Raw genomic sequence first — 24001 nt, forward strand, 5'->3', positions numbered from 1 at the left:
CCTTAACAAAGATGCGATTCCCGGGCCTGTATTTATGGTGATAAAATACGTTATCACCATAATTCAGCAAGGACGGCTCGTATGTTCATCACCCTCGGTCACAGTCACGACCAGCACTACGATTGCCCATGTGGTCGAACCCTGCGCAGGCCGATCGGGAAGATCAATACGAAGAACTGGACATGCAAAACCTGTCAAAAACCGGTCACGGTCTTCATGGGTGCCCCTGGCGGCAACACCTACACGGTTGAGCGTCGTTTTGCGAAGGACGTGCTCGTGAACGATCATGTCGTGTTCCGCTGCGGCGTCGGCCTGTCATCCGGCGACGTCAGCAGGTCCCACCAGTATGGCGCCAAGGCGAGCAACTGGTACTTGTACATCATAGGTCATAACGGGGGGATGATCGGGGCCCGCGATTATGTCAACGTCGAGGTCAATACCATCGTCCAGGTTGTCACGCCCGGCGTGGGGCAACCTCAGCCATGAGCCTGTTCGATCCACTGCACGATTTCTTCCACCGGCGCGCCGCCGCCAGGCTCGATGCGCTGGCCAGCGACCTGCAGCTGGTGACCCAGCGCAGCGAATCCCCCCGGGGCAGTTTCGTGTTTCCCGGTACCGACTACCTGGACAACATCGAGGTCGGTGGCCACCCGGTTGGCCACGTCGATTACGGCATCAATCCACTGGGCGATCGGCTGTACATCAACATGCTCGAAATTGAACCGGCGCATCGGGGGCTGGGTATCGGCCTGTCAGTGCTGTGGCGACTGTGGTGTACGCACCAGATACCGATTGTGCCGCTGGATCAGCGCACCTCATCAGATGGTTTCTGGTACCGGGCTCGCCGGCGATTCGAAGCAACTGGCGCCGTGCTCGATGAAGAGCTACGCGGCGACCAGCACAGGGAATTGGAGCAGCAACGCTGGCAGCACCTCGTGCCAGAACCCCAGCATGAGCGACAGACTCGTAAATACTGGGAATGGGTCGCAGCGGAACACGCTGCAGGTCGACCTGCAGGGCCGGGCATTCAATGAAAGACCTCTCTCAAAAGCAAGTACTTCCACCTGCAGGCGAACGCCGCCTGACCGCTGCCCAGTTCCAGGACCTCGCTGCAGTGCCAGCAGCTGCAGAGTGGTTCGCCAATATCGACAACCCGCGCACCAGGCGCGCTTATCAGAACGACTTGGAAGACTTCTGCAGCTTTGTGGGACTGACCGCGGCGGACGAGTTCCGGGCTGTAACGCGCTCGCATGTACTGGCCTGGCGCGCCCAGCTCGAAATACGTGGGCTGGCCGGTGCCACGATCCGGCGCAAGCTGGCGGCGCTGGCCAGCCTGTTTGATCATCTCCTGGAGAATAATGCAGTGGCCGGGGGCAACCCGGTGCATGGTGTTAAGCGGCCAAAAATCGAAACCAATGAAGGGAAGACGCCGGCACTTGGTGACGACCAGGCTAAAAGATTGCTGGAGGCCCCGGATACAGCAAGTGTGAAGGGCGTGAGGGATCGGGCGATCCTAGCCGTGCTGATGTACCACGGACTTCGACGGGAAGAGGCCGCAACGCTGACGTTGAGTGACCTGGTAGAACGCCGAGGCATAAAGCATCTTCGGGTGCATGGAAAGGGGAAGAAAATCCGGTTCCTGCCACTTCACCCAGTTGCTGCTGAGCGGATCTATGCATATCTGGAGCGCGACAGTGTCCGGGAGCAATCATCGGGACCGTTATTCCGTTCCGTCCGGGGCAAGACCACCGGAGCGGGAGTTACAGCGAATGGGCTATACACGGTGGTGGCGCACTGGGCGCGTGTTGCTGGCATCGAGGTCGACGGCCTAGGGGTCCACGGGTTGCGGGCAACGGCCGCGACTAATGCGCTAGAGCATGATGCCGATATCGCTAAAGTCCAAATGTGGCTTGGGCACGCGAACATCAGCACTACGCGGCTGTACGATCGGCGGGGGCAGCGACCGGAAGACTCCCCGACCTACAAGGTGAAGTACTAGACTTGGGCGCATTTAAACCATCATCCTAGCCCAAGCCACGGCCAAAACAAAAACATCAGAGGACGAGATATGCATGAGCTAACATTGGAACATCTATACCTGATTGAGGATGACCCGCGAATCTTGATCGTTGATCAAGCGCCGATGATCCAAAAGACTATAAAAAGCGCACTGGAATCTAGCAAAGAATTTCATATTGCAAGTTGCATGAGCGCGAGTGATATTTTCAAAGAGATCGAGGATTTCAAACCTTCTGTCATTCTCCTAGGAAAGCTTTCAGAGAATGTCGTGGAGCTAGATATACTCCAATCACTACGGAGGAAAGGTTCAACTTCCGACATACCAGTGGTAGTTATGGCGACTACCGACTCGTCAGAGTGCAAGTCAAAGTGCTTCAGCAATGGCGCAAGTGACTACATCATCAAACTGCCTGACAATGCTGAGCTAATTGCCAGGATAAAATATCACTCGGGTGCTTATTTCAAAGGCATCCAGCTAGACGAAGCTTACCGAGCGCTAAGGGTATCACAGCAGCAACTGCTAGATACTAATTTGACCTTACAAAGGTTAATGAATGACCTGCAGATATCTAATGAAAGGCTACAAATACTTGCGAATTTTGACGGACTCACCGGTATAGCCAACCGAGCAAGTTTTGACCGATTTGTAAAAAGATATTGGGAAACTGCAGATCATGCGCATTCAGAAATATCGCTATTGATGATCGATGTTGATCATTTTAAGAAGTTTAACGATGCTTTCGGCCATGTGGAGGGAGACAATGCCTTGGTGCAGGTAGCGAAAGTGCTCACCTCCGCGTCGGTAAAAGAAGCAAGCCTAGTCGCACGGTATGGCGGTGAAGAATTCTGCGTGGTTCTTCCCAATATCGGCTCAGATCGAGCTCTCGAGATCGCCAATGATCTACTGAAGTCGATGCAGGCGGTTGGTATCCCCCATATTTATCCGACCCCCACCTCAGTAGTCACACTAAGCATCGGGATCGCTACATCAACCCCTACCTTACTTGAAAGCCCGAAAGAACTACTACAGAAAGCTGATGCAGCTCTTTACTTAGGTAAGACAACCGGCAGAAATCAAGCAAATATTGCACACTAAATTGTACGACCTTCGCCCATTTTCGATTTACTGAGGACCGCCATTCCACATTGAAATCGCTGATTCCAGCTCAACCCTCAGCATTTCATACTGCTCCTTAGCTACTAAATCTTCAGCCTGCAAGGCTGCGACCCAGCCATGGGCATGGGCTGCGCTATGGAGCATCACCTCCCGGTCGCCAGCTAAAGCTATTTGCTCGATTTGCTGACGGGCGCGCTCTAAGACACTGCTGCGTAGATCATTGGTTTCCATACTGACATCCGAATAATAGGAGGTAATCAAGGGCGGGGTCTCCTAGGGCGCTCTGTAGGCTTCGATGGCAGATGCTTACCATCGGCTCCAAAAGCGTAGGACACTGTAGCGTGTTGCCCTTCAAAAAATATTAAGTGCGGTGCGCAAATTGCCAGATCATGAAGGATAAACTTGTCACCTTGAGTTCGTTGTAATACATGGCAGGCAGTTACCCCCACCACGACACCCTCGTAGGTATTTAGGTTACCAACATGAGCGTCGATGATTAATTCGTTAGCCACCAGACCGGCCAGATGATTGCGGGACTTTGCTCTCTCGGCAAATGGCTTAGCCAACCGCTCAGATACCCAAGGCAAATCTCTGTCGTCATAGTCGAGGTGATCTCCGCTCTTCATAGCGACCAGCACGGGGCCATGCGTGCTCGAAGTATTATCGTAAACCTCGGCGCTGTCTGACTTCTGAATAGCGCTGGGCAGAAGCTGCATAGCGCGCTCGTAGCGATCGATGATTTTATCGGCGGGTACGGGGTGTCCACCTTTAGCAACCCTAAGGGCAACCCTGTCAACATTTATGGAGGGATGAGCAGTAGTGATGAAAATTAAATCCACGCTAAAGCCTTTGTCCCTCGCCTCGTCAAACAGAGCAAGCTTTCCTGGTGTGGAAAGGACCGTCTCAAAAGCAAAAGCCGCTCCCGACTCCAATGCCGCCTTTCTCCTCTCCTCAGCCAGCGCTGCGGCCTGACGAATGCGGTCAAGGGCATCAGAAATATTCAAGAGCTCAAATTTAGCTATATCGTCAGCATTGATATACTGAGCTGGGAACTTATCGGACTGTGCAAGACCACTCGTAACAGTACTTTTGCCGGAGCCATTCGGCCCAGCAATTACTACCATCCTTGGTTCGAGTTCATTCATGCAATAGGAACTTGTTTGCTCAGATTTCGAGGTGCTGACGGTACAGCACCGCCTGCAACCAAAGGAACGCTTCTACCAGCATTAACTATGCACAATGCGCCGCCTACCACTTGGACCTTTTGCGCGTTATCAGCCAGGCCAAGCTTTCGATTTTCCTCAATAGCTTGCAAAACGGCATCCTCCATCAATTTGGAGGCTGTGGCTCGCCCTATAGAATCAATCAATGATTTCCGCATAGCTGATACCTCAGTGGTGTGGCTCTAATTCTACGCGCCTGCCGCGAAGATGTCAGCCAACACATGAGCCTGGATCCGTTGCCAAACCTCGGTCCGGTAGAACCATTTTAGGCATTGCCTCCTAACCTTTTAGCTCTGTCGGGAGAGCATGGTCGGCGCAGGCAGCGTATGAGATACCGAGGTAATGGGATAATACGAGAAGGGGGCCGGTCTTACGCCATAGCCCCCTATAGGACTAAAGCTCGACTTCTTAGACCTCTTCAAGCTCATGAATGGCGGCTGTACCAGTCATGGTGACAGACAGGAATGCGCGAGTACCGAGCACGACAGCCGCCGTGGCGACCTGCATTCCGAAAATGATCGTTGTACCGCTAGGGGCCGCCGCCATGAAAGCAGCATATGCTTCCGACCACTCGTTCCGATTGCGCTCCACGATGGACTGAATTATCCCCTTTTGAGTAATCTGAATCGGAGTAGTCACGGATATGACTCCAAGGTTTTGTATAAGGCGGTAGCCAAGCGGAAGTGGCGTTGTCATTAATTCCATATAAATTTTGCGCTTCTAATTTGATTGATGGTGTTGAAGAAATAGTCAGCCCGAATCATCTAGCCTTCCCGTGGAAAGACGTTTCTACTCAGCTTGAAGCATTGTGAGGACCTGGGCAATCTTTCCGCTGTCACTACGGTTTCAGAGCAGGCTTAGCCAGCCGCCGGCGAGTCGGAGCAACTTCGGGCACCACCTCATACTCACCCTGCACATGCCCCAGGCCGGTGTCGCAACGCAAATCCAGAAAATCGCCCTGCCACCAAACCTCGCTGCCATTGATCCGAACGGCACGCTCGCGAAGCCAGCGGTACCGCTCCGCATCGCGGCGAAGCGCGGCAAGGTCCTCAGCGTCGGATTGTAAAACTAGCTCAGTAGCCGGGGCAGCGGACTTACGGGGCATGGCTCATTTCCTACTTGGTGACCATGGAACGCCATCGGCGTTTGTGAGTAATAACAGGGCTAGCCATGCGAGCGTCCACGTTGGTGTCGACGTCTACGCCCTGGACCACACGAAGGTCCGGGGCTTCGATCTGGATACGTACATCTCCAGCAGCCTCTGAAACGCTTAAAACCTGGATCTGAATTTTGTCGCCAATCACAATACTTTCACCTTGGCGGCGAGTCAGGAGGAGCATACGATTTTCCCTTGAATCCTCTTCAACGTGGCTATATAGGCGCGGAGCCCGTCGACTAAGCGCCCTTGTTGGCGAGCACGAGCATATGTCTGGCCAGCGCGAATGCCAGCGTTGAGGATGTTTGCTTTGCCAGAGCAAGCGTTTGTGCGTCCGGCTGATACTCCGCATCGGTATGCAGCGCCTGAAATGCATCGTCTGCGCCGGCAAACATCTCCATCAGGGTTACCGCACGCTGGTCAAGTACCAGCATACCGGCAGGGGCGTCGGGGGTTTTGTGATGGCTCATGTCTTCTTCCGTGGATTCAGTGCTGACTGGGCAGGGTCGCATTCGAGGTATCCCGTTCGATAGCGGCACGGGTATTGAGGATCGGGAACGAGCCTCCCAAGCTTGAATCGCTCACGACCGCTTTGCTGCACCTGGTGCATTCCTGAATGCAGTAACCCAGCTTGCCGTCAGGGTGCCCATTGGCGAGTTGAAAGTTGTGTCGGCCTAGCAGGCATAGAATGTTCATAGCGTCCTTTCCAGAGTATCTGTGACTTTCGGAGCCGACTCGATTAATTGGCTCCGACAGGCTCGGCGTACCGAACCTGCTCTTGGTTTACTTGCTGGACGACTGGAACCAGTGGCCGGTGTCCCCGCCCTGGTTGTCGCGAGTGCGCAACCAGAACCGTGCTTTGCAATTCACTGAACCATCGCCAAGCTCCATCGCATAGCCTTCCAGCATTTGGTCGACCTTCATTTCTTGCCTTCGCGCCGCGCTTTCGGCATCACCGCGAAGCTGCTCAAAGCATCTATCGCGTGCGGTGGCGGGAGTCGCTGCGACCTGTTCACCGGCAAGCACTGCCGAGCAGGCCAATCCCGAACTAATAGCGGTGGCCAAGAGCACTGCAGCAGAATTCTTCATGGGGTTCATCGGGATTTCCTTTCAACTCTTTGAAGGGGTGCAACCAAGCTCGCGGGGGCCAGCAAGGCGAGCCACATAGCGAGGTTTTGGGTTGCGTGACCAATCGTTTTCTTTTGCACAGGTCGCTGCACCGAGACCTGTCCGAGCCCGCACGTACATAGTGTGTGCGACCTGCTCTTTTTTGCCCCGGCCTTGGATCAGATCCACGGCGTAGACTTTTAACTCCTTGTCCTTCCAGTAGGCGTGAGCGTCAGCTTCATCGCCAAAAAGCATGCGCTGTTGCCGCGGTGCTGGTGTTGCTGCCCGTTCCTCGGTCTCCGCGTGTGCAGCGTCCATGATCTTGGCGGCGGTCAGTTGCGCATCCATGCCCTTGCCCCACGATTGCTGCATATAAAACGGCTGCGCCTCGACGATGCCGGCGGCGTCGGAATGACTGATCGCCAGGGTTTCGGCAACCGCCTCAGTTACTGCACCTTCCCACTCGAAATACTTCATCGCGGCGAATTCCGTTAACTGGTTGCGTTTCGTTTATGCCGTCAATTCTACGAGCGGGATACGGTTCATGTGCATGGTATAGCCGGTGCGCTGTTCCATCTCGACGTACTGGCTGAACAGCTCAGGGCGAGCCACACGACCGTTCTTTAGGTCTGCCCTGGACGCCATTATGCAAAACACGCAACTCAGACGATCGTTGCCCAACGCATAGGCGTAGTGGGGTTTCTGGCCTGCCATTGCGATGGCTTCAAATACCTCAGTCGCGCTCATGTCATGAACAGGAAGCCATTCGAACCATGTATGAACTGAGTTGCTGATCGCCATGCGGCTGAATGCAGAACGCTTGGCACGCCCGGGCGATTCCTGGGCACGCAACCCCAAGCAGTTCACGATGGTCTTGAAGCCATTCGCCTTTGCGTAGCGTCTCACTTCGCGCTGAATCGGGCCGCGTTTCAAATCACTGGTGCACTGGCGAGTGGAGGCTGATGGCCAACTCGGCACTTCGGGGCGACTTTCAAACCGGCGTTCGACCATTTGCAGCAGTGTCTTCGCTGCCATGGCCACAATGAAGGGAAGTCTAGCTTCGGCGGCTTGATCACGTGCCAGCTCCATCGCGCCCGGCCACTCCATAGCCCCAAGCGAGGCATGAACTACAACCAGCTGCGAAGCTGGGACGCGATCCAGCAGGCGGATCAGTTGCATTTGGGAATCCTTACCGCCCGAGTGGTTCGCTACAAAAAGAGCGCCCGCCTCGATCAGCCGATCAACCTCATCTTCCCAAGGTGCGCGGTTATCCGCTTCATTGCCAAACAGCATCTTCAACTGGCTACTCATGATGCTGTCCTCACTTCTTCGACTTTGGCAGGCGCTTGGCAACTTCTTCGGCGGTCAACTCTTCCAAAGGCACAAGACATGTCGCACCACGGCAAACCAGAATCGCTCGAACACCATTCGAGAACACACCTTTGTAGTCGCTGTGCGTGCTGCTGTAGATCAGGTCAAGCTGTGACTTGGTAGCAGTGGTCATGATCATTCCCCAGTGAGCGGCTTCAATGAGGATAATATTAGCCTATAGGCTAACTAATCACAACAGATAATTAGCCTATAGGCTAACTAATGTTGCCCATCACTGCATCGTCCTAACACGCTGGGCGCTCAAGATCAGTGGGGGATCATGCTGGAGCGATAGAGCGCGGACCATGCCAGCAGTGTATCGCTCGGCTGCTCCAGGGCTACGCGAACCATTTCCTCCGCGCTCTGGCCGGTGCAGTCGTGCACCGCCTGCCCGAGGCGCAACAGTTTGGCTGAGACGCCTTGTACGCGGGCTTTCGTTGCAAATTCGTACTCCTTGGCCTGTCCGTGGATCGTTGACGCATTGAAGCGACTACGCAGCATCTCAATTGCCTCGACTTCGGCCTCTGGCAGAAGAATGGTTTCACCGTCAAAAAAGACTTGGCGGGTGCCTTTCAATGCCTCCACAGCTTCCATGTAGCGCGATGGATCTACGCTTGCCGAAACCGATGGGTACTCCGGGTAATCGTGTTCCATGGCGTCTTTTTCCCCTACAAACCGAAGGCCGACACGATGAGGGCATCAACTTCGCAATAGTCCTCAAATTGCAGCGCCCTACCAGCGCACAAACCTTGCAGGAAACCCCGCAGGCGAGCCACGTCTGAATGGCTATTTGCACCGTCTTCTCGGTAGGCCTCAAGCGTTTCGAGAGCGTGCGGCTGATCTTTGAGGCATTGCGATACCTGGGCGAACACAGCCCGCAACGCCGCAGTTTCAGCTGCACGCTTGGCAGGAGGCTTGACCAGCAACGTGAGCAAGTCCTCGTACAATTTGCCACGCTCGATGTTCACCTTCTGCATTGCAGCCTGCTGCTCTGGTGTCGTTGGGTGAGACACGCGCTCCCCCCCATCAGTGACCTGGGCCAACATATCAAGCGCGGTGCCAACGGCAGTCATGCGCGGGAGCAACGACTGGATATCGATAATTACAGCCATTTGCTTTGCCCTCCTGGGCGTTGTCCTGCTCGATCGGCCCGAAAGCGGCCAGTTTCTACGTCCTCGGCCCCAGCGAGGGCCAGGGCTCGGGGTGCAGCGGGCCTCATTTCCTACCTGGCCTGGTGCTCAATCATCTTCGGTTTTAGTAGCAGCTCAACATGCCAAACGACCCAACTAAAAGACCCGCATGCTACAGCTGCAAAAATACCGGCTATTGCGTTGTCACTCCCTATAATGCTCTTACCGAACCAGAAACCATCCGCTAGGTGAGCGACAATTGCCATCGAGTTCAGCAAGACGGTAAAACCGATGGCGTACCCAACTACACCTGCAATTCCGAGTACCGCCTTAACAATCAAAATCAAAACTCGCATTATCATTCACTCGTTCAAAGGACGCGAAAACCGCATCTCTCCTATGGCCTCGGACCCACGCTCAACGGCGGGGCCTCAAGAAATTGATCTAACTCCAATTACCCTGCAGCCTGTGACCTTTCCAGAGGATCTGTGACTGTCGGGAGCCGACTAGATTAATCGCCTCTCGACAGGTTCGGCTTGGGCGTTCCTGCGACCTTCCCTACTTTCTTTCAGTGGTGCGTTGCGCCTGCCAAACAGCACCGGCTTCAAACGCTTGGATAGCAGAGTGGCCGAAGTAATAGGGCGCGTCGGTTTCGTCTTCGTGCCCATCAGCCTCCAGATGCCCACCCATCAAGAACGCTAACCCTGCGGTGAAACGTTCACCGTCGTAATCTGCGGTGTTCGCCGTATGAGGGGCAGACTCCATTAGCAGCAGCACAGCGGCTTTGAGCGCTTGTTCAATCGGGGGCAGCGAGGCAACGCCCGGATCGAGCTGAACGCGCTCAAGGGCGTCGGACAACATTTTTTGTGCAGTCATCATCGGTTCCTTACACAAACAGCTGTGCATTGGTAAAGCCACGCGGAAGGCGATTCCGACCAGGGATTTTGCGCAACCGCATGACCCAAAATTGCTTGTGCTTACCACGGGGTTCTGGCGAGGTATCGTAGATACCGATCTGAACCTGGCTGGGCATGAGACTGATTGACGTGAACGACTCTGATTTACCATTTGCTGTCGTTCCGAAACGCCTGATGTGCTCAGCCATAACGTCCTGGGCGAAGTTGACCGTCCCAGGGGCGAAGTCGGTAATTTTCTGCGTTACCGTCTCAACCTCGGTGCCAAATTTAATCGTGTCTGCCATTCCAAAACCCTTCTGCATTGAGGCCAAAGCGGCATCCTTCTACGTGATTGGCCCCGCACGGTGGCGAGGCTTCGGGTGTACCTGGGCAATTTTTCCCTTATGCGGCGACTAAAGCGCCCATGGCATCGAGCAAGGCGGCTTTTACGTCATCCGTATCACCTTCCTCCGACACAAAGGCCACGCTATCGAGCTTGGCATAGGCCGCTTGCATGGCAGCCAGCGCCTTGGGTGCCTGCGTGATTGCACGGCTACAGGTGTCGGCAAGGAGTCGTTCCTGGTCAGGATCGGCGGCGCGCACCGTGAGGAACAAAACATAGTCCTCATCGGCCTGATCCAGGCTCGGCACTTCCGCGAAGCTGTATAGCTTGGCATCGCCGGAGTTTGCCCGCTCGGCTGTCGGGAACTTGATCTGCAAAGGCTGTACATTCATGGTCATCGTTTTACTACCTCAGAAGAGCCAATCGAGTGAGATATCACCTGGACTACGAGGACGATCCGGCGTCGCTGGGCGATCAAACTCTGCACGGCAAGGATCACACAAGGTGTAGCAAACACCAGCCGTCGTGTAGCTTCTGGCCGTTGGCTGCTGCGTGCGGCAGCGGTCACAGCAAAGACAAAGCGGCTTCATCGGCATCGTAGATTTCCTATAACTCAATGGCAGCCCGGCGCTGCGCCTCGATCTGTTGATATGCGGGAGTGTCGATTCCCCCACAGCGCTCAATCAAAGACATTTCTTTGCAATTCGCTCGAAGTTCCTCAAGCGATACTGCTGGATCATCTTCTACCGGGTTATAGCCAACCATATTTTTGTACCAATCACCCAGGGCTGACTTGCCCATGCCGTCGAAGTCAGGGCCATCCAGTAGATCCTTACGATCAACCTTCACAGCAAATTGATACTCGTCATCAGGCAGCGGGGTCATTTCGTAAAACGCCGATGCCAACAACAACTTGCCAGCAAGAGCCGTAGCGGATTGGATGCCGGAAACAACGGTGAAAGCGCGCTCGAAGTTCATGAGGTTTTCCTTGACCGGTGGAGTGGCCCGGCGTGCCGGGCCGTACTGTGTTAGGACTTGGCGTATTGATCGAAGTAGTGAGTAACAACCTCGGAGTCAGCACCGTTGTCCGAATCACTGCCATCCATCCAGAGTGCAACTTGTTCGCCCTGGATCGACCGGAAATTAGCAGTAGCCTGCTCATCGTCGATGTCATCGCCGTCATGGCTGACGAACACAATTTCTACGGGCTGATCTGCGTAAACCGCGTGGATTGCTCCACCCGTGACATCAACAACGATCCTCACAGCAGCTGGTGAATCCATGTTTTGACCCTCAGTGATTTGTTTCAACGAGGGAAATATTAGCCCATAGGCTAACTTCAGTCAATAAATTGTTAGCCTATAGGCTAACTATTTGCACTCGGGCAGACCTCTAACTGCGTCGTCCCAATGCATTGGCCGCTCGGGATCATTGACGATTTTACTGAGCGATACCGGATGCTTACCCCAATGGACAGCTAAGTCCTTCCCGCTCCATCCTCGGCGCCGGTACTCGGCCTTAAATTCATCCGGGGTCAACCGTTTAACCAACATCAAGTAATTCTCCGCACTATGTCGCACAACGCTACTTCAAGCAGCTCCGCAAGCAAATCATCATCGAGCTGTGCGAGTGTGTTTTTGATGCTGCTCATGATTTCCTCCTTACTTCGACGGCCAGGGCGTTGGCTTCGAATAGCCGCGCTGTACAGGCCTTTTCCGCAGGGTCTGAATTCGAGAAACCGTGTCAGAAACTTGTGCCTGCATACAGCTTGCGTGCGCACCGCAATGGCCAAGATTAAAGGCCCCGATGTTCCGGGACTCGTTGCTTGCAGCGGTGTTGCTGTAGATCAGGTCAAGCTGTGCCTTGGTAGCGGTGGTCATGATCATTCCCAGTGATTGACTTCAATGAGGATGAGATTAGCCCATAGGCTAACTTACCGCAATTATTGATTAGCCTATAGGTTAACTGTCGATGATCTTAAAAATATCGCGGTGGCCCTATCGGCTAAGGCTTATCTTATGGGCAGATACGTTCCTGACTGGGCCTGCCCAAGTCACCAAACCTGCTCCACCCGCCAGACCGAGAGAGCTGAAGATAAATCCTTCTACTGAAGGGCCAACAACAAACTGTGCTCCCATTCCCATAAGTCCAACAACAACTGCAAACCATCCTTGGAGGGCGTGAATGTTCCAGCTAATCTTAGTGATCTCAAGTTCCTTAGGCATGTAAGATTTCCTGCTTGGTGTGAGGGCTGATTCAGAGCGTTAATACTAGTCCAGCCCATCTGTTCACCATGTAGGACCATTCGGAACCGCCAGTAGGAAAGGGATTTTTCCTTCAACCATGCATCTTGGTACTGCCAAAGCCCGCGAGTGGGGCTAATGGCGCATCGGTATACCTATTCAGACTTGGTTGGCTGCCACTGTGGTCCTACTCCACATTTCTGATCGCCTCAATCAACCGTGGCCCTTGGTTGCGCACGTTGCCGACGTCTTTGTTCACCTCGAACCACGTAAATTCCTCGGTCGGCCTGCAGCACTCTTTGGCGATCTCGGCCGCGCGCTCTGGCGTCGTCTGCGGGTCTACCCATTCCCGAGCGTGCTCTGGGCTCAGCACGACCGGCCGCCGATCATGAATGTCGACCATACCTTCATCGCTGTCGGCCGTGATGATCACGAAACCGTCCTGCGGGTCCGGCTCAAGGCCCTGATGCACTTCTGCCAACGCGGCGAAAAACATAGGACCTTCCTCTTTCAGCCTAATGAAGTAAGGCTGCTTCTTCTTTGGGTCGCCCGGATCCTTTACCCATTCAAACCAGCCGTTCGCCGGAGCCAGAGCTCGACCGTTGGGCCACAGCTGCTTGAAGTACTTCCCTGTCGTCACCGTTTCGACCCTGGCATTGATCGGGGCCGGACGTTTTCCTTCCCCTTTCGCCCAGAACGGCGACCATCCCCAACGCACCTTGTCCACTCTCAAGCCGTCTTCAGTCGGCCTGATGATTTCGACGCGAGTCGTCGGCGCAACGTTGTATCGCTCGATCGGCCACAAGTCGTACCCATTGATGACCAGCTGCTCTGGAGCAAGCGTTTTGAGGTAGTGGTCCATTGGCTCGTAGATCGAATATCGTCCGCACATGAGGTCACCTGTCGTAAATCGGCTTATACAGTGTTGACCGCAACCGCACCGCTTAGTTAACTGTACGGATATACAGTCTTAACAAGTGAAGATTCCCCCATGTACGTCCTGATCACTCCGCGCCGCCAGATGGGCGTCGCCGTGCCGAAAGACCAACTCAGCAAGCTCCCGCCGTTCAAAGGCGACGTCCAGATCGTTGAGTCTCAGTGCTCTGCCCTTGGACGTGTTACCCGGGAAGCCTTCATTTTGAACAGCGTCGGGCACGCGCCGGATGCTCTGCCGAGGCTTCTGGATGCCAGCGTGACGAGCATGGGTACCCAGGGTCTGATTATTTCAGGCATCGAACAAGTTGAGCAGGCATTCTACTTTCAGTCGTGGTGGTGCCGCTTTGAATGACGACACAGTCCCAGATCACCTGGACATATCGCTGGACCAGTTCCTGAATATCCGCGCGCCCGGCACTTACTTGGTTAAGGTGGAGGGGGATAGCATGCAGGGTGCGGGCATCTTCTCCGGTGACCTACTGATTGTCGACAAGGGGATTGAGGCTACTCCCGGCCGGATCATTATCGCCTTAGTGAATCAGGAGCCGCTTGTGAAGTTTTTGAGCTTCGTGGGAAACCATCCAGTTCTACGTTCGGCGAATCGAAAGTATCCCGATCGCTATATTATGGAGGATGACGATTTCGGCGTATGGGGCGTAGTCACTCACAGCATTCGGGATCACTGGAGGAATTGAGCATGGACGTGAAAGCGCGCGAATTGAAACTCTGGAACGATCTGCTTGAGCATGAGGCCCGGCGCGAATGCGCCATCGATCACTGGGTCGGCGAGCTTTCCGGGCATGCCAAAGCTTTGTGCAGGTTGGGCATCATTGACGAGGAAGAGTTGCGGGAAATGCTTGAACTTGCCGACGCAGCTTATGCACACGTCTCAGAGGAGCTGGCACACCAGGAATGGCTTAAAGCTGGCCGGCCAGGCCGGTGATCTGAGGGAATCGATCGTCCGGTACGCGGCTGCTACAAGGCGAGGCCCTATCCTGCCCCACCCTCCCCTACCCGCCGATCTATTCCTGGCGCTCGACGCCACTGCGAAACGCTTTGTTCCAGCACCGGTTTGAGCGCAGTGAAACATCCTCCTGTGGTGCTGCCGCTTCTAATGACCTCCCCTACCCCGCGTCCTTAGCCGCCAGTTTGCTGCGGTCAATGCTCTTCAAGAACTCTTCGAATTCGTGCATCAGTAAGTTTGGATCGATACCCTTTTCGCACTTTAATTCGAGCTTTTGACCGGCAAGTTTTATTGTTCCGATTCCTGCTACCGGACGTGGAATAAATGCCGGACGAGCTTGATTAGAGCATGCGGCAATTTTTAAGGCGATCTGCCGAAGTGCTTGCTCTTGCTTGGTCCCTTTTTCAACCATGTTCAAGACTTGTCGTTCGACGATGTGAGCATCCTGTTCCGCTAAATCGACGAACTTTTTGGCGTAGTTGGCAGTAATCAAACCCGGATGCTGATCGAGTACTTTGCGAATAGACCCTGGGAGCTTCATCAGGTCCAGGCACCGACTGACTACAGACCGGTTGACCCCCAAGCGACGTGCAATGGCGCTTTGACTCTTATCGTTACCATTTTGAAGGTATCGGTCGTAGCTACGAGCAAGCTCATAGTCTGTCAACTCTTCATGTTCGTTGTCTGCCAACGCGAGCAACATTGCCATGTCGTCGGTCATAGGCTTCACAACGGCTGTTATCCTGTCCCAGCCCAGGATAGTGACAGCTCTCCAACGTCTTTCACCCCCGACAAGCTCGTGTCGTCCGTTTGGAAGGGGTCTCACAAGGATGGGTTTCCCCAGCCCAATTTCACGGATTGACTCCACAAGCAGCGAGATAGCCAGCTCGTCAAACACTAACCGGGGCTGGTATGGCGAGACATCGACGCTTGAGACAACGATATCCTCCAGGGTTTGGTCTTTGGCTATCCACTCCCCAACCAGCGGCTCCTGGGCCTGCTCATCCAGCTTTTGAAGCATTGCCGCCCTCCCCTGCGCGCTCGACGGAGTACCTTCAGGGATTTCAGCTGGCTTGCGAACACCAAGGACGCCCGTCTTCGGTTTTCCAGGGTAATCATTCGATTTCATATTACGAGTCTCCAACATGCTGTGTTGCTATTAGCAACACGGGTTATCTGGCGTTGCTACTAGCAACAGCTCAAGCTGATGCGATTTCGCGCATTCTGTTGAGGATTTCCCGATGTACGTCCCGAATTGGACCGAGACTTTTAAACGTTGCACCTTTCCACAGCAGCAGAGGGATCCCCTCATCCAAGGATTTGGTGTACTCCTCCGAGAGATAGATCTTTTCTTCCGTTACCCGGCCTGGAAAAAGCTCATTGAGTCGGAAGAGGTTATTGATCAGAGACGGGCGGTTGCGGATGAACATCGTCGGGATCGCAAGCATTTTGGGTGCGTATCCATATTCCCGTGCAAATCGGGCGCACCAGTCGTTCAGCCGGAGAAGGGCACGGAATGAAAACTTGTCCATCCTGATTGGACAAAGAAGTAAGTCGCTGGCCGCCACGGAATTCTTGGTCAGCCGTGAACCGGCTGGAGCATTGTCGAAAATGATCAGGTCATAGCTCGACAAGTCACAGCCAGGAATTTCACCTGATTTAGCCTGTTCAATCCAACGGGCATACCACATGTCTGGGTTATTTGAAGCGTCTAAGGCAACGCCTAAATCTTCGATGTAGGAATCCGCGGGAATCAGGTGGATGCCATCTTCGCCAAACGGTTTCTTGATGACCTCATCAAGAGTTTTCGTATCAAACGCTCGCATCCGCAATAAGGGACTGATCAGGTTGCCAAGATGACCATCAACGAGTCGATCCTGTGGGATACCCATCTCGGTCAAGTCTTCCGGCCCCAAATCAGGGTCGTATCCCAACATGCTGGACGTGTCGCCTTGTGGGTCATTGTCGATTATCAGCGTTTTGAGTCCAGCGAACTGTGCCGATAAGGCCAGGTTGACAGCCGTAGTTGTTTTATTCGTGCCGCCTTTCGGTACAAATATAGAGACAACCATTTGGCGAGACAGGCCTTTCGAGTGCCCCAAACGCCGACGTAGCGCTGCAATTGCAAACAGGTCGGCAAGTCCATAAACCCGCGCTGTAGACGAGCCCCGAGGGACTCGTCGAATCTCTATCCCGTTTTCCTCTTCGATGTCCTTCAAGCGTCTTGTCGTGAGCCCGAAGCATTCAGCAGCAAACTGCGGCGAGAAGGTCAAGCCTGCGAAGTCGACGAAACTCTGCAGCTCCAGTGGAGATTCTTCGGTGGAGTTCATTCAGATACCCTTCTGTAGGTCGTAGAAAACATTATAGTTCATGAATAACGCATGTAAAGTCGCAGGTTCATGAATAAGTGTTGTTTTAGCGTTCTAAGCTGAATTCGAAATGTTGCTACTAGCAACAACTCCGGCTCGCCCAGCTCCATGCCGGGCAAACCAAAGCGTTTATCTACAAGGTCATTGCGACCTGCCCGCCTGCATCCACGAAGCTGTCCAGGTTGCAGCCTCGCAACGAAACCGCCTCTCGCAACAACGAATGGGCGCTATCGTCGTCCAGATCCATGAGGTATGCGTCGTCGATGAGTTCGCTGATTTCGTGCGGCTTCAAACCCGCGTCGATGGCCTGTCCCAGTAGGCGTGACGACAGACGATCGTACTTTGCGCATAGGGCGAGTTGAGGGTTATCCAGCTGGTTATTTGCCATAAAGAAAGAGTAGGCAAAACCCTCAGGGGTTACGCTCCTCGCATTTTTTGTCGCAAGGCTCCGGCCTCCATACTTCGAGTGCATTTTTGAGCCTTCAACGGGCATAACAGGTGCCACAGGAAGATCTGCGTTAAATCGTCCCCAGATCAACGTCTTCTTTGTGTAGGGATCCCCAACGTGGCACGGATCAAACGAAAGCCTCCAACTGGGGAGCCCGCCCAATTTCTCAATGCGGCCGACAGGGTTCTCTACAGCCCACAGTGCTGGTTTGTAGTATTCAATTACACGAAGGGTTTGGTGAACGAGCTCGACCGACGCCTTGGTTCGCCCGTCCAGATCCTTACTCCCGAAATGCCTGCAGCCTGAACGAGCGAAGTCTGTACAAGGGCAAGCAGCAAGAATGGCGAATACCTCCTGGCCGTAGAAGTCACCGAACCACTCGGTGAAGAACTCGACATTGAAATTGTTCACGTCGCCGAGCTCTGGATTGTCCTGAATGTCAAAGCGGTAGACCTGGTAGCCGGCTTCTGCCCACGGCCGGGACCACTCTCCTGAGGTATCGAAGAGCGAAAGCACCACCTTGTCAGTGTTCTCCATGCCTGCAGCTTGGCTGCCGGCATGAGCAATCCAGCCATCAATCCGTTTGCGGGCCTCTGCGGGCGGCAGATAGCACCGCGCTTTATCAGCCAGGCGAATGACATCGGCTTTCGAAGGTTGGTCAAAAAGATGGTGCAAACCAGCTGTTTGCTCAAGAGACCTAGCCTCTGAAAATCCCGATACCAGCGAATTCAACTCGCAAACCATACCCATGCAAAATGCTCCTAGACTGGTGGAAAACAGTGCAGTGGTAGCCGCCACTGGCACTGATTTGTCCTGAGCATTCTATCCTCTATACGTATATGTGTACATACGTACGTACGTAATTAGCGGATTTTGTTGCTACTAGCAACAGGGGTTTTTATGGGACGTGTATCACTGGCGTCGGGAAGTGCGGCGAGCCATTTCGCGATATGACGCAATTCCTAAACGTACGCGCCGCAACCTTACAGCCTCTTTAGAGCAGCCTATAACGTCTGCGAGCTCCTGATCCGGCTGCTTGCCTTGAAGATGATCGTAGGATGGAATGTCAGGCCGAGGTTGTTGGTAGGGAGTAACCCCAAGGGACTTTATTAGATTTGAGACCTGTTGCAGAGGGACATTGACAGCACTTGCCAGCATTCCGGCTGGGTATAGGCCAAGGAAGGGGATGAGTAGCTCTAAGGCATCCTGGTGGGAAGGGGGAGGGGTGTAAGCAGGTTTGCCGATCCTGATCCTTCGAGCACGGACAGCTTCGGTCGTTGTTCCGGCCATCTGAGCGATGGCAGGATCCGATACCTTTCCCATGAGTCCATCATAGCGCTCAAGCTTTGAGTACTTAGGCATGCGCGTGCTTCCAGACCTGGAGGCTGTAGCTACTGGATTCCCCACATTTCGGCGAGAGCTTTCTCGATGAGGGCTGATGCTGTTGTCTTGTTCTTAAAAGCTTCATCACGCAGGCGTTCATTGAAATCGGTTCGGAGGCTTATGGTTTTATTAGATCGTGTAGGGGCTTCACCCTTTAGGGTCGTAGCTGCAGGCTTATCCTTCATTACTTTCACCTCGAAAAAGTTGGACCGATCAAGCGTGACGATTATACATGTACGCACGTACGCAAATACATACGTACGTACACGAAAAGTTAATTACTCCGGCTGCTCGTCCTTATCGATTCGGTGCAGCACCGAGGCCCTTCGGTAATCCTGCAGTTGCTGGATTGTGTGGGAGAGATTCCGGATTACGTACTCAGGAAAACCCTTTTTACCAGCCTGATGTCGCGCTTCAAGTTCACTTATACGCGCCGGGTCCAGTCCCAATCGAATGAGGGTAAGCTCATCGCCCAACTCTAGAGCGCGATTTGCTTCAAGCATCACGCTTTGAGCCGATTGAAGCTTATCAATTTCATCCTGAAGGTGCTGGGCATCATCTCGGTCGACAGATCGCAGAGGAATACGCTTCATTTGTTCACTCCTAGACTTCGTTTTTCCCCGGTAGCCGCCGGGAGCGGCTCGACTGAGCCGCTCACTTATTATACGTACGTATGTACGTATGTAAACGTAGTTCACAAAAAAAGGCTGCACCAGCAGCCCTAAAATGTCGGCGAAATACGACTAGGTGGGCTCGGATCGCTCCAGGGATTCAAACCAGACAGCCTTGCCGGCATCGGCTAGCTCACCCGCCAGAAGCTGATTGTTCCTGGTGTAGAAGACGATTTTATGGGGTTTGCAGGTGGTATCGAGGGCCATTCTGTAGTCGGGTAGTGAGTCCCGCTTGATAATCTTGCGTACATCAGCCCGGAAATGCCGCAGATCTTGCGTAGAGCCACATTTTTTTTGCATCAACTCAATATCTGCCTTCCAGATGGGCTTGTTGCCAACATGTTTACGTGCAAGCTCATATAGGCGTCGCTCAAGGGGCATTCTTAGCGCGAAATAGCGCCGGTCAATGGTCAATACCTCATAGTGGAGGAGGGCTTTGTACATCCAGTCGGAGATTTGCACGACGCACTCGAGGACGCCTCTGCCGTTCCCGGTTTTCTTGGTGATGGTGTAGTCATGGATCCACCCAAAGCCCTTGGTCTCCTCCTCGCCACCGGTAACGATGTTCGTCTCGATCTGAGTGCCTTTCAGTCGACGGAGCATATCCAAAATGTTCGCGTAAGCATTGCCCCCTGGCTCCCTGCCGGTCCCAATCAGGAAATCGTAAGAGTCAAATTTGACTGTGTTTGATATGGGTAAGTGGGCCTTTCGGCCCTCGATGATCTGAGAGCCTATGAACAACAAAAGGTCTTTATCAAAGACCGTGGCCGCACCAATCACCGGAGGGATGATTCGGACGTGCTTGTTGGTGCCCGGCTGGTGATACTCCCGGATTGCCGTATCTGGAATGGTGGAGAGCGAGAAAAGCGGGAATTCCATGCTGGCCAGGTCGTCTTTTACCGGCCACTCGACCATATTGGCCTGGAACATGTCCGTCTGAACGTAAGGAACCAGGTTCGGCTTACGACCTCGTTTGGGTTTGTGCTCGAGTTCGTCACTCATAACTGATCTTCTTCTCCGAATCGCTGGAGTTTACACAGGAACTCAATCCTCGATGCTCCGGACGAGCTATGTTGAGCAGACTCGAGGGAATCGCTATCATGGAAGAATCCAGACGCTCCTAGACGAGTTCACCCTGGTAGAAGCCCAGATCGGTAGCCGCCGTCTGGGCTTTGTTTCAACTGGAATCTACAAAACCGAGTGGTCCGCTAAAATGACCATTTCGGAAAGCACGCAGATTTCACCGCGGATTTTAGCCAATGTACCGCGCTGATCACCACGCTCCTTCCTTCCGGCTTCCATTTCTTTAATGTTCTGGTCATAGGTGAAGCTTGGCCCGGCCCAATCGCAAAGTCGGACAAAACCCCACGCCTCACCTTCACGGTATTTCCGGCTGTATACAGCGCTGGTAACCACGTATTCACGGCCTTTGACCTTCACTGTAGGCACAGATGGAACCTTGTCGCCGGCAGAAGAAAACTGCATGCATGAAACGACGTTTTCCCAGCTGCTGTACGCCTCTGAAATCACTGAAACAGCGTCCCGAAAGCTGGGCCTGAAAAAGCACGAGCGCCAGGGCAAAAATTCAGCCCAGTATCGGCAATCGCCAGTGCTCACCCATCCGTGAACAATAAGCGAGCCAACACCTTCAACGTAGACGCCTATCACCTTTGATCGGGGGGCAGTACGTACCTTGCACTCGGCACCCGAGCCTAATCCAGGAGTAGCTACGGCATTTAACCCGAGCCAGGTGCTGTCATTGAAATGCGCGACAGCACGCCACTGGGAAGGCCGGTCCTCAGGTGTCGACCCTTGAGAAATTGATTGCTCACTGGACTCAACGCCAAGAAGAAAATACGGCAACAGATCTAGTGGTACGCGCGAAACATTCGCCCGTGCCTGAACCACCAGGTTTTGGTATTCAGCGAGGTTAAAACAAGGACAATTCCAAGACCCAGACTCACTAAGAGCGATGTCGACACTGGACTCATCGAAGAACAATCCCATTTGTAACTGATTCATGTGATACCTGCCCCTAGAACATTAGCCTGGTAGCCGCCAGGCGAGCTTCGCAACGAAACTCTAGAGCAAAGGATAACAGGATTGCGTACGTACGTACATACGTAAAGGGTTAAAGGGGAGATAGCTAAGTCGATCAAGAGATCCGTGTGCCGAATCACTCCCCATGGACGTTAGGAACTGTCAGCTGCGTCAATCAGAGTATCTATAAGAACAGGCGTGGTGGCGGTTAACTCCCCCTTCGGGGTCAAAACCCCACCAGCAGGTATCTGATTGGCACCATGCTTAACACACAGCTCAGCGTTTTCTTGTCTCCTGCAGCCGGGGGTATTTTTTGCTGCAGGGTTAGACGACGTGGGGATCGGTTGCAACGCAACAACGACGTTCGAGCGTGTCTCGTTGATGACGTGCCGGTACTTGGCCACGGTCTGCCTGGTGATCCCTGAGAGAGCGGCAATGGAGGCGATCGCTAATGGCTTATCCAGGTGATGCAGAGCACGGCACGCAGCGCGGATTTTGGATTCTGTAGCTTGGTGACGCACTGCATGGGTTCGTTTTGCTGAGAGCTTTTGGCGTTCTGCGAGTGGAGTAGACTTGTCCAGCTCCATCACACCCCTGTGGCACCTGCTGTTACCTGTATAGCGATTCCAGGTCCAACGACCGACCGATCGGACGGTGGACCGGATCGAGGAAGTGGGCAAATCGTCACGAAAAGAACCCCGGCCACCAAACTGATTGCTGTTGTGAGCATGTGCGGTGAGACGCTGTATGAAGTGCTCGTAGCTACCATGCTCGCGCTCATTGTTGACGATGCTGTAGGCAAAAAATCGCAGGTTCTCGAACAACATGCAGTGCCGTGAATGTGACACAGCATCCAGATCTGGGCCTTTGCCCCATGGGGTGATGGATTCCAGCTCAACGCACTCTGCTAGGTCTGCGAGCTCATAAACGTCGCTGTGCAATTCCCGGGTATGCCACCAGGGATGCCCCGGCGTTTTAGCGACCGGACCACCATGATATTCAGGATCAGCTTTAAGTCGGTCAACGAAAGCCTTGTAAATGGCCTTCATGTAACGGATTGGTTTGTCCCGAGCGCTATCCGACGTACACACCGGAATGATCGCGTAGTAGAGGTGACAAGACCCTGAATGACGGTTGCGGACAATGAGGTTGGGCGGTGGGAGACCTGCATCCTCCCAGATGAGGGAGTTAGGGTGATCGAGATCGAAAATGAGCCAGGACACCCGATCTAGACGGTTCACCTGCATGTAGGGATAGCGAATCGCGTACTCACGCGGGCGCACGCGCATAGCCGTCTTATTGTCGCTGCACCTAGCCAGATACGAAGCCTCCTCAAAGACTCTGTTTAGGGCGGTGTGGGCGACAAAGAAACGTGGGTCGACAGGCGTCTGCAGAGCACCAGGTTTGCCCGGATTCAAAGCAGGTAATCCGGTGTGAGAAACAAGGTATTTTCTGCGCGATAGAAATCGCGGTGTACCTTGCACGCGAAGGCGCAGGTGTCCATAATCGAGCTACCTAATCGGTGAGCCTCACGTCGACTATCTGCCAGGATGAGACGTGACGGCTCTTTTTTTTGCCCGGCGTTCGCCAGGGTGCTTGTTCGTACTCTTTTTCTTCAGCCCGTTAGGCCGATCTCCTCGGAGTGGTTTGCAGTGCTTCTAGAGGCCAAAGGCATCCACGGAAAAGAGGGGAGGGGGGGTGCATATCACGATCCCGCCCCTTTAAAACCACTTATATGGATCTAGATTCCGGCGAAGGCTAGAGCCTGCAAAAGCCGACGTCAACCCTCTGAAACCCGCGTTCTACGTGGCCTCCAGCATTTTCCGCCGAGTCATAAAATCTTTTTCCTTTGCTGGATCTGCAGCGCAACGTGCGCGTGTTTTGGCTAGGCCGTGATGGCTACAAGCCGCGTGGGCGTTACGTTGGCGCTTGACCGTCTGTCGGCGATATACGAATAGAGCGTCGGCGATATACGACAAAAGCGTCGCCGGTGTACGAAACGTTGTGTCGGCGATATACGAGTCTGGCCGCAGGGAAATAAATTTTGTCGCCGATGTACGAGTAGTGCCTCAAATGCACATCTATCGGCTTAACCAGCCCATCCCGCTCGCATAGACCTGCTAACTCCTATCAAAAGACCTTTCTGGCAGGCGGAATCGCATCACCTGAGCCTGCAAAATGTCGGCGATATACGACGGGGTTTGTGAAACGTCGGTGATGTACGACTGTCCATATCGCCTTTATGAAAGCAGTTTGCCACTAATGGCGATTCCGTATCGTAAGCACCTTGAGAACCACATTCTGAGTAGGAGGCCTGATTTCAGGCTTTCAACATTGAACATTAGCTATTGACCGATTCCGCATCATGGTTAGAATACGGAAAACGGAGGGGATTTAATGACCGAATTGCGAGAGCCAACATCGGACGTTCAACGCGAAGCAGCGGTAGGGACAGGCAGCGACGACGGTCGCACGGAATATGAGCAGGAATTGCTCGCACTTGTGAAGACGTTAAACCAGAACGTCGATGCCGTAGACCCGGTGCTCCAGGAACAAAAGGATCGCAAGCGTCTTAGCGGTCTTTC

Annotated in this window: 34 protein-coding genes and 1 pseudogene; 8 read left to right on the top strand and 27 right to left on the bottom strand. The window is 53.8% G+C overall.

Annotation, left to right across the window (positions count from 1 at the left end; genetic code table 11):
- Window positions 1-81: 81 nt before the first annotated feature.
- From SLW75_RS26720 to SLW75_RS26735, 4 genes are all read left to right on the top strand, one after another.
- Entirely contained in the window at window positions 82-486 is a 405-nt protein-coding gene (locus SLW75_RS26720) for a hypothetical protein (RefSeq protein ID WP_410935900.1), read from the top strand.
- The gene (locus SLW75_RS26725; RefSeq protein ID WP_410935901.1) at window positions 483-1034 is read left to right on the top strand and encodes a GNAT family N-acetyltransferase; all 552 of its coding nucleotides are present in this window, start codon (window positions 483-485) and stop codon (window positions 1032-1034) included. The genes SLW75_RS26720 and SLW75_RS26725 overlap by 4 nt, the downstream gene beginning before the upstream one ends.
- The gene (locus SLW75_RS26730; RefSeq protein WP_410935902.1) at window positions 1031-1999 is read left to right on the top strand and encodes a tyrosine-type recombinase/integrase; all 969 of its coding nucleotides are present in this window, start codon (window positions 1031-1033) and stop codon (window positions 1997-1999) included. Before SLW75_RS26725 ends, SLW75_RS26730 begins: the two co-directional genes overlap by 4 nt.
- Window positions 2000-2068: 69 nt before the next feature.
- Window positions 2069-3115 carry a diguanylate cyclase domain-containing protein gene (locus tag SLW75_RS26735; RefSeq protein WP_410935903.1) on the top strand — a complete coding sequence of 349 codons (1047 nt, stop codon included), beginning with the start codon at window positions 2069-2071 and terminating at the stop codon, window positions 3113-3115.
- A 27-nt stretch (window positions 3116-3142) separates the two neighbouring features.
- Here SLW75_RS26735 and SLW75_RS26740 read toward each other — a convergent pair whose 3' ends face one another.
- The 20 genes from SLW75_RS26740 to SLW75_RS26835 all read right to left on the bottom strand — a co-directional run bounded on the left by SLW75_RS26740 (window position 3143) and on the right by SLW75_RS26835 (window position 13497).
- On the bottom strand, window positions 3143-3397 hold the full coding sequence (locus SLW75_RS26740) for a hypothetical protein (RefSeq protein ID WP_410935904.1): 255 nt from the start codon (window positions 3395-3397) through the stop codon (window positions 3143-3145).
- Entirely contained in the window at window positions 3394-4281 is an 888-nt protein-coding gene (locus SLW75_RS26745) for a zeta toxin family protein (RefSeq protein WP_410935905.1), read from the bottom strand. The genes SLW75_RS26740 and SLW75_RS26745 overlap by 4 nt, the downstream gene beginning before the upstream one ends.
- Before the next feature lie 486 nt (window positions 4282-4767).
- The gene (locus tag SLW75_RS26750) at window positions 4768-4998 is read right to left on the bottom strand and encodes a hypothetical protein (RefSeq protein ID WP_410935906.1); all 231 of its coding nucleotides are present in this window, start codon (window positions 4996-4998) and stop codon (window positions 4768-4770) included.
- 199 nt (window positions 4999-5197) lie between these two features.
- Complete coding sequence (locus SLW75_RS26755) at window positions 5198-5464, bottom strand: hypothetical protein (protein WP_410935907.1); 267 nt, start codon at window positions 5462-5464, stop codon at window positions 5198-5200.
- 10 nt (window positions 5465-5474) lie between these two features.
- The gene (locus SLW75_RS26760; RefSeq protein WP_410935908.1) at window positions 5475-5699 is read right to left on the bottom strand and encodes a carbon storage regulator; all 225 of its coding nucleotides are present in this window, start codon (window positions 5697-5699) and stop codon (window positions 5475-5477) included.
- Window positions 5700-5754: 55 nt separating this feature from the next.
- Window positions 5755-5985, bottom strand: coding sequence for a hypothetical protein (locus tag SLW75_RS26765; protein WP_410935909.1), 231 nt, complete (start codon window positions 5983-5985; stop codon window positions 5755-5757).
- 313 nt (window positions 5986-6298) lie between these two features.
- Window positions 6299-6613 (bottom strand): hypothetical protein, encoded by a 315-nt coding sequence (locus tag SLW75_RS26770; protein WP_410935910.1) that lies wholly within the window; start codon window positions 6611-6613, stop codon window positions 6299-6301.
- A gap of 12 nt (window positions 6614-6625) precedes the next feature.
- The gene (locus tag SLW75_RS26775; RefSeq protein WP_410935911.1) at window positions 6626-7099 is read right to left on the bottom strand and encodes a hypothetical protein; all 474 of its coding nucleotides are present in this window, start codon (window positions 7097-7099) and stop codon (window positions 6626-6628) included.
- A gap of 33 nt (window positions 7100-7132) precedes the next feature.
- Complete coding sequence (locus tag SLW75_RS26780) at window positions 7133-7933, bottom strand: phosphoadenosine phosphosulfate reductase family protein (RefSeq protein WP_410935912.1); 801 nt, start codon at window positions 7931-7933, stop codon at window positions 7133-7135.
- 10 nt (window positions 7934-7943) lie between these two features.
- Window positions 7944-8126 carry a hypothetical protein gene (locus SLW75_RS26785; RefSeq protein WP_410935913.1) on the bottom strand — a complete coding sequence of 61 codons (183 nt, stop codon included), beginning with the start codon at window positions 8124-8126 and terminating at the stop codon, window positions 7944-7946.
- Between the two features lie 134 nt (window positions 8127-8260).
- The gene (locus tag SLW75_RS26790) at window positions 8261-8647 is read right to left on the bottom strand and encodes a hypothetical protein (RefSeq protein WP_410935914.1); all 387 of its coding nucleotides are present in this window, start codon (window positions 8645-8647) and stop codon (window positions 8261-8263) included.
- Between the two features lie 14 nt (window positions 8648-8661).
- On the bottom strand, window positions 8662-9105 hold the full coding sequence (locus tag SLW75_RS26795; RefSeq protein ID WP_410935915.1) for a hypothetical protein: 444 nt from the start codon (window positions 9103-9105) through the stop codon (window positions 8662-8664).
- A gap of 110 nt (window positions 9106-9215) precedes the next feature.
- Entirely contained in the window at window positions 9216-9479 is a 264-nt protein-coding gene (locus SLW75_RS26800) for a hypothetical protein (RefSeq protein ID WP_410935916.1), read from the bottom strand.
- A gap of 202 nt (window positions 9480-9681) precedes the next feature.
- Window positions 9682-9999: a hypothetical protein gene (locus SLW75_RS26805; RefSeq protein WP_410935917.1), complete on the bottom strand. Its 318-nt coding sequence runs from the start codon at window positions 9997-9999 to the stop codon at window positions 9682-9684.
- A gap of 10 nt (window positions 10000-10009) precedes the next feature.
- On the bottom strand, window positions 10010-10324 hold the full coding sequence (locus SLW75_RS26810) for a hypothetical protein (RefSeq protein ID WP_410935918.1): 315 nt from the start codon (window positions 10322-10324) through the stop codon (window positions 10010-10012).
- Between the two features lie 97 nt (window positions 10325-10421).
- Complete coding sequence (locus SLW75_RS26815) at window positions 10422-10760, bottom strand: hypothetical protein (protein ID WP_410935919.1); 339 nt, start codon at window positions 10758-10760, stop codon at window positions 10422-10424.
- Window positions 10761-10968: 208 nt separating this feature from the next.
- Window positions 10969-11340, bottom strand: coding sequence for a hypothetical protein (locus tag SLW75_RS26820; protein WP_410935920.1), 372 nt, complete (start codon window positions 11338-11340; stop codon window positions 10969-10971).
- A 50-nt stretch (window positions 11341-11390) separates the two neighbouring features.
- On the bottom strand, window positions 11391-11645 hold the full coding sequence (locus SLW75_RS26825; protein WP_410935921.1) for a hypothetical protein: 255 nt from the start codon (window positions 11643-11645) through the stop codon (window positions 11391-11393).
- Window positions 11646-12023: 378 nt separating this feature from the next.
- Window positions 12024-12242, bottom strand: a complete 219-nt coding sequence (locus SLW75_RS26830) for a hypothetical protein (protein WP_410935922.1) — start codon at window positions 12240-12242, stop codon at window positions 12024-12026.
- A 550-nt stretch (window positions 12243-12792) separates the two neighbouring features.
- Window positions 12793-13497, bottom strand: coding sequence for an SOS response-associated peptidase (locus SLW75_RS26835; RefSeq protein WP_410935923.1), 705 nt, complete (start codon window positions 13495-13497; stop codon window positions 12793-12795).
- Window positions 13498-13596: 99 nt separating this feature from the next.
- On the opposite strand from SLW75_RS26835, the gene SLW75_RS26840 reads away from it, so the two are divergent.
- The 3 genes from SLW75_RS26840 to SLW75_RS26850 are packed head-to-tail and all read left to right on the top strand — an operon-like array spanning window position 13597 to window position 14484.
- The gene (locus tag SLW75_RS26840) at window positions 13597-13893 is read left to right on the top strand and encodes a hypothetical protein (protein WP_410935924.1); all 297 of its coding nucleotides are present in this window, start codon (window positions 13597-13599) and stop codon (window positions 13891-13893) included.
- Entirely contained in the window at window positions 13886-14236 is a 351-nt protein-coding gene (locus SLW75_RS26845) for a LexA family protein (RefSeq protein ID WP_410935925.1), read from the top strand. The genes SLW75_RS26840 and SLW75_RS26845 overlap by 8 nt, the downstream gene beginning before the upstream one ends.
- Window positions 14237-14238: 2 nt before the next feature.
- Entirely contained in the window at window positions 14239-14484 is a 246-nt protein-coding gene (locus SLW75_RS26850) for a hypothetical protein (RefSeq protein ID WP_410935926.1), read from the top strand.
- Window positions 14485-14665: 181 nt separating this feature from the next.
- On the opposite strand, the gene SLW75_RS26855 is transcribed toward SLW75_RS26850, so the two are convergent.
- The 7 genes from SLW75_RS26855 to SLW75_RS26885 all read right to left on the bottom strand — a co-directional run bounded on the left by SLW75_RS26855 (window position 14666) and on the right by SLW75_RS26885 (window position 22834).
- A complete protein-coding gene (locus SLW75_RS26855; RefSeq protein WP_410935927.1) occupies window positions 14666-15634 on the bottom strand; it encodes a ParB/RepB/Spo0J family partition protein in 969 nt (322 codons plus the stop codon).
- A 70-nt stretch (window positions 15635-15704) separates the two neighbouring features.
- Window positions 15705-16835, bottom strand: coding sequence for a ParA family protein (locus SLW75_RS26860; protein WP_410935928.1), 1131 nt, complete (start codon window positions 16833-16835; stop codon window positions 15705-15707).
- Between the two features lie 172 nt (window positions 16836-17007).
- Entirely contained in the window at window positions 17008-18072 is a 1065-nt protein-coding gene (locus SLW75_RS26865) for a DNA cytosine methyltransferase (RefSeq protein WP_410935929.1), read from the bottom strand.
- Window positions 18073-18983: 911 nt separating this feature from the next.
- Entirely contained in the window at window positions 18984-19298 is a 315-nt protein-coding gene (locus SLW75_RS26870) for a hypothetical protein (protein WP_410935930.1), read from the bottom strand.
- A 150-nt stretch (window positions 19299-19448) separates the two neighbouring features.
- Window positions 19449-20378 (bottom strand): replication initiator protein A, encoded by a 930-nt coding sequence (locus SLW75_RS26875; RefSeq protein ID WP_410935931.1) that lies wholly within the window; start codon window positions 20376-20378, stop codon window positions 19449-19451.
- A gap of 186 nt (window positions 20379-20564) precedes the next feature.
- A complete protein-coding gene (locus SLW75_RS26880; RefSeq protein ID WP_410935932.1) occupies window positions 20565-21398 on the bottom strand; it encodes a hypothetical protein in 834 nt (277 codons plus the stop codon).
- Between the two features lie 170 nt (window positions 21399-21568).
- Window positions 21569-22834: a replication initiation protein gene (locus SLW75_RS26885; RefSeq protein WP_410935933.1), complete on the bottom strand. Its 1266-nt coding sequence runs from the start codon at window positions 22832-22834 to the stop codon at window positions 21569-21571.
- 979 nt (window positions 22835-23813) lie between these two features.
- Between SLW75_RS26885 and SLW75_RS26890 the strand changes: the two are divergent.
- Window positions 23814-24001: pseudogene (locus SLW75_RS26890) on the top strand (hypothetical protein); the annotation flags it as partial.

The organism is Pseudomonas sp. W5-01 (genome assembly GCF_046540435.1).
Classification (GTDB): domain Bacteria; phylum Pseudomonadota; class Gammaproteobacteria; order Pseudomonadales; family Pseudomonadaceae; genus Aquipseudomonas; species Aquipseudomonas graminis_B.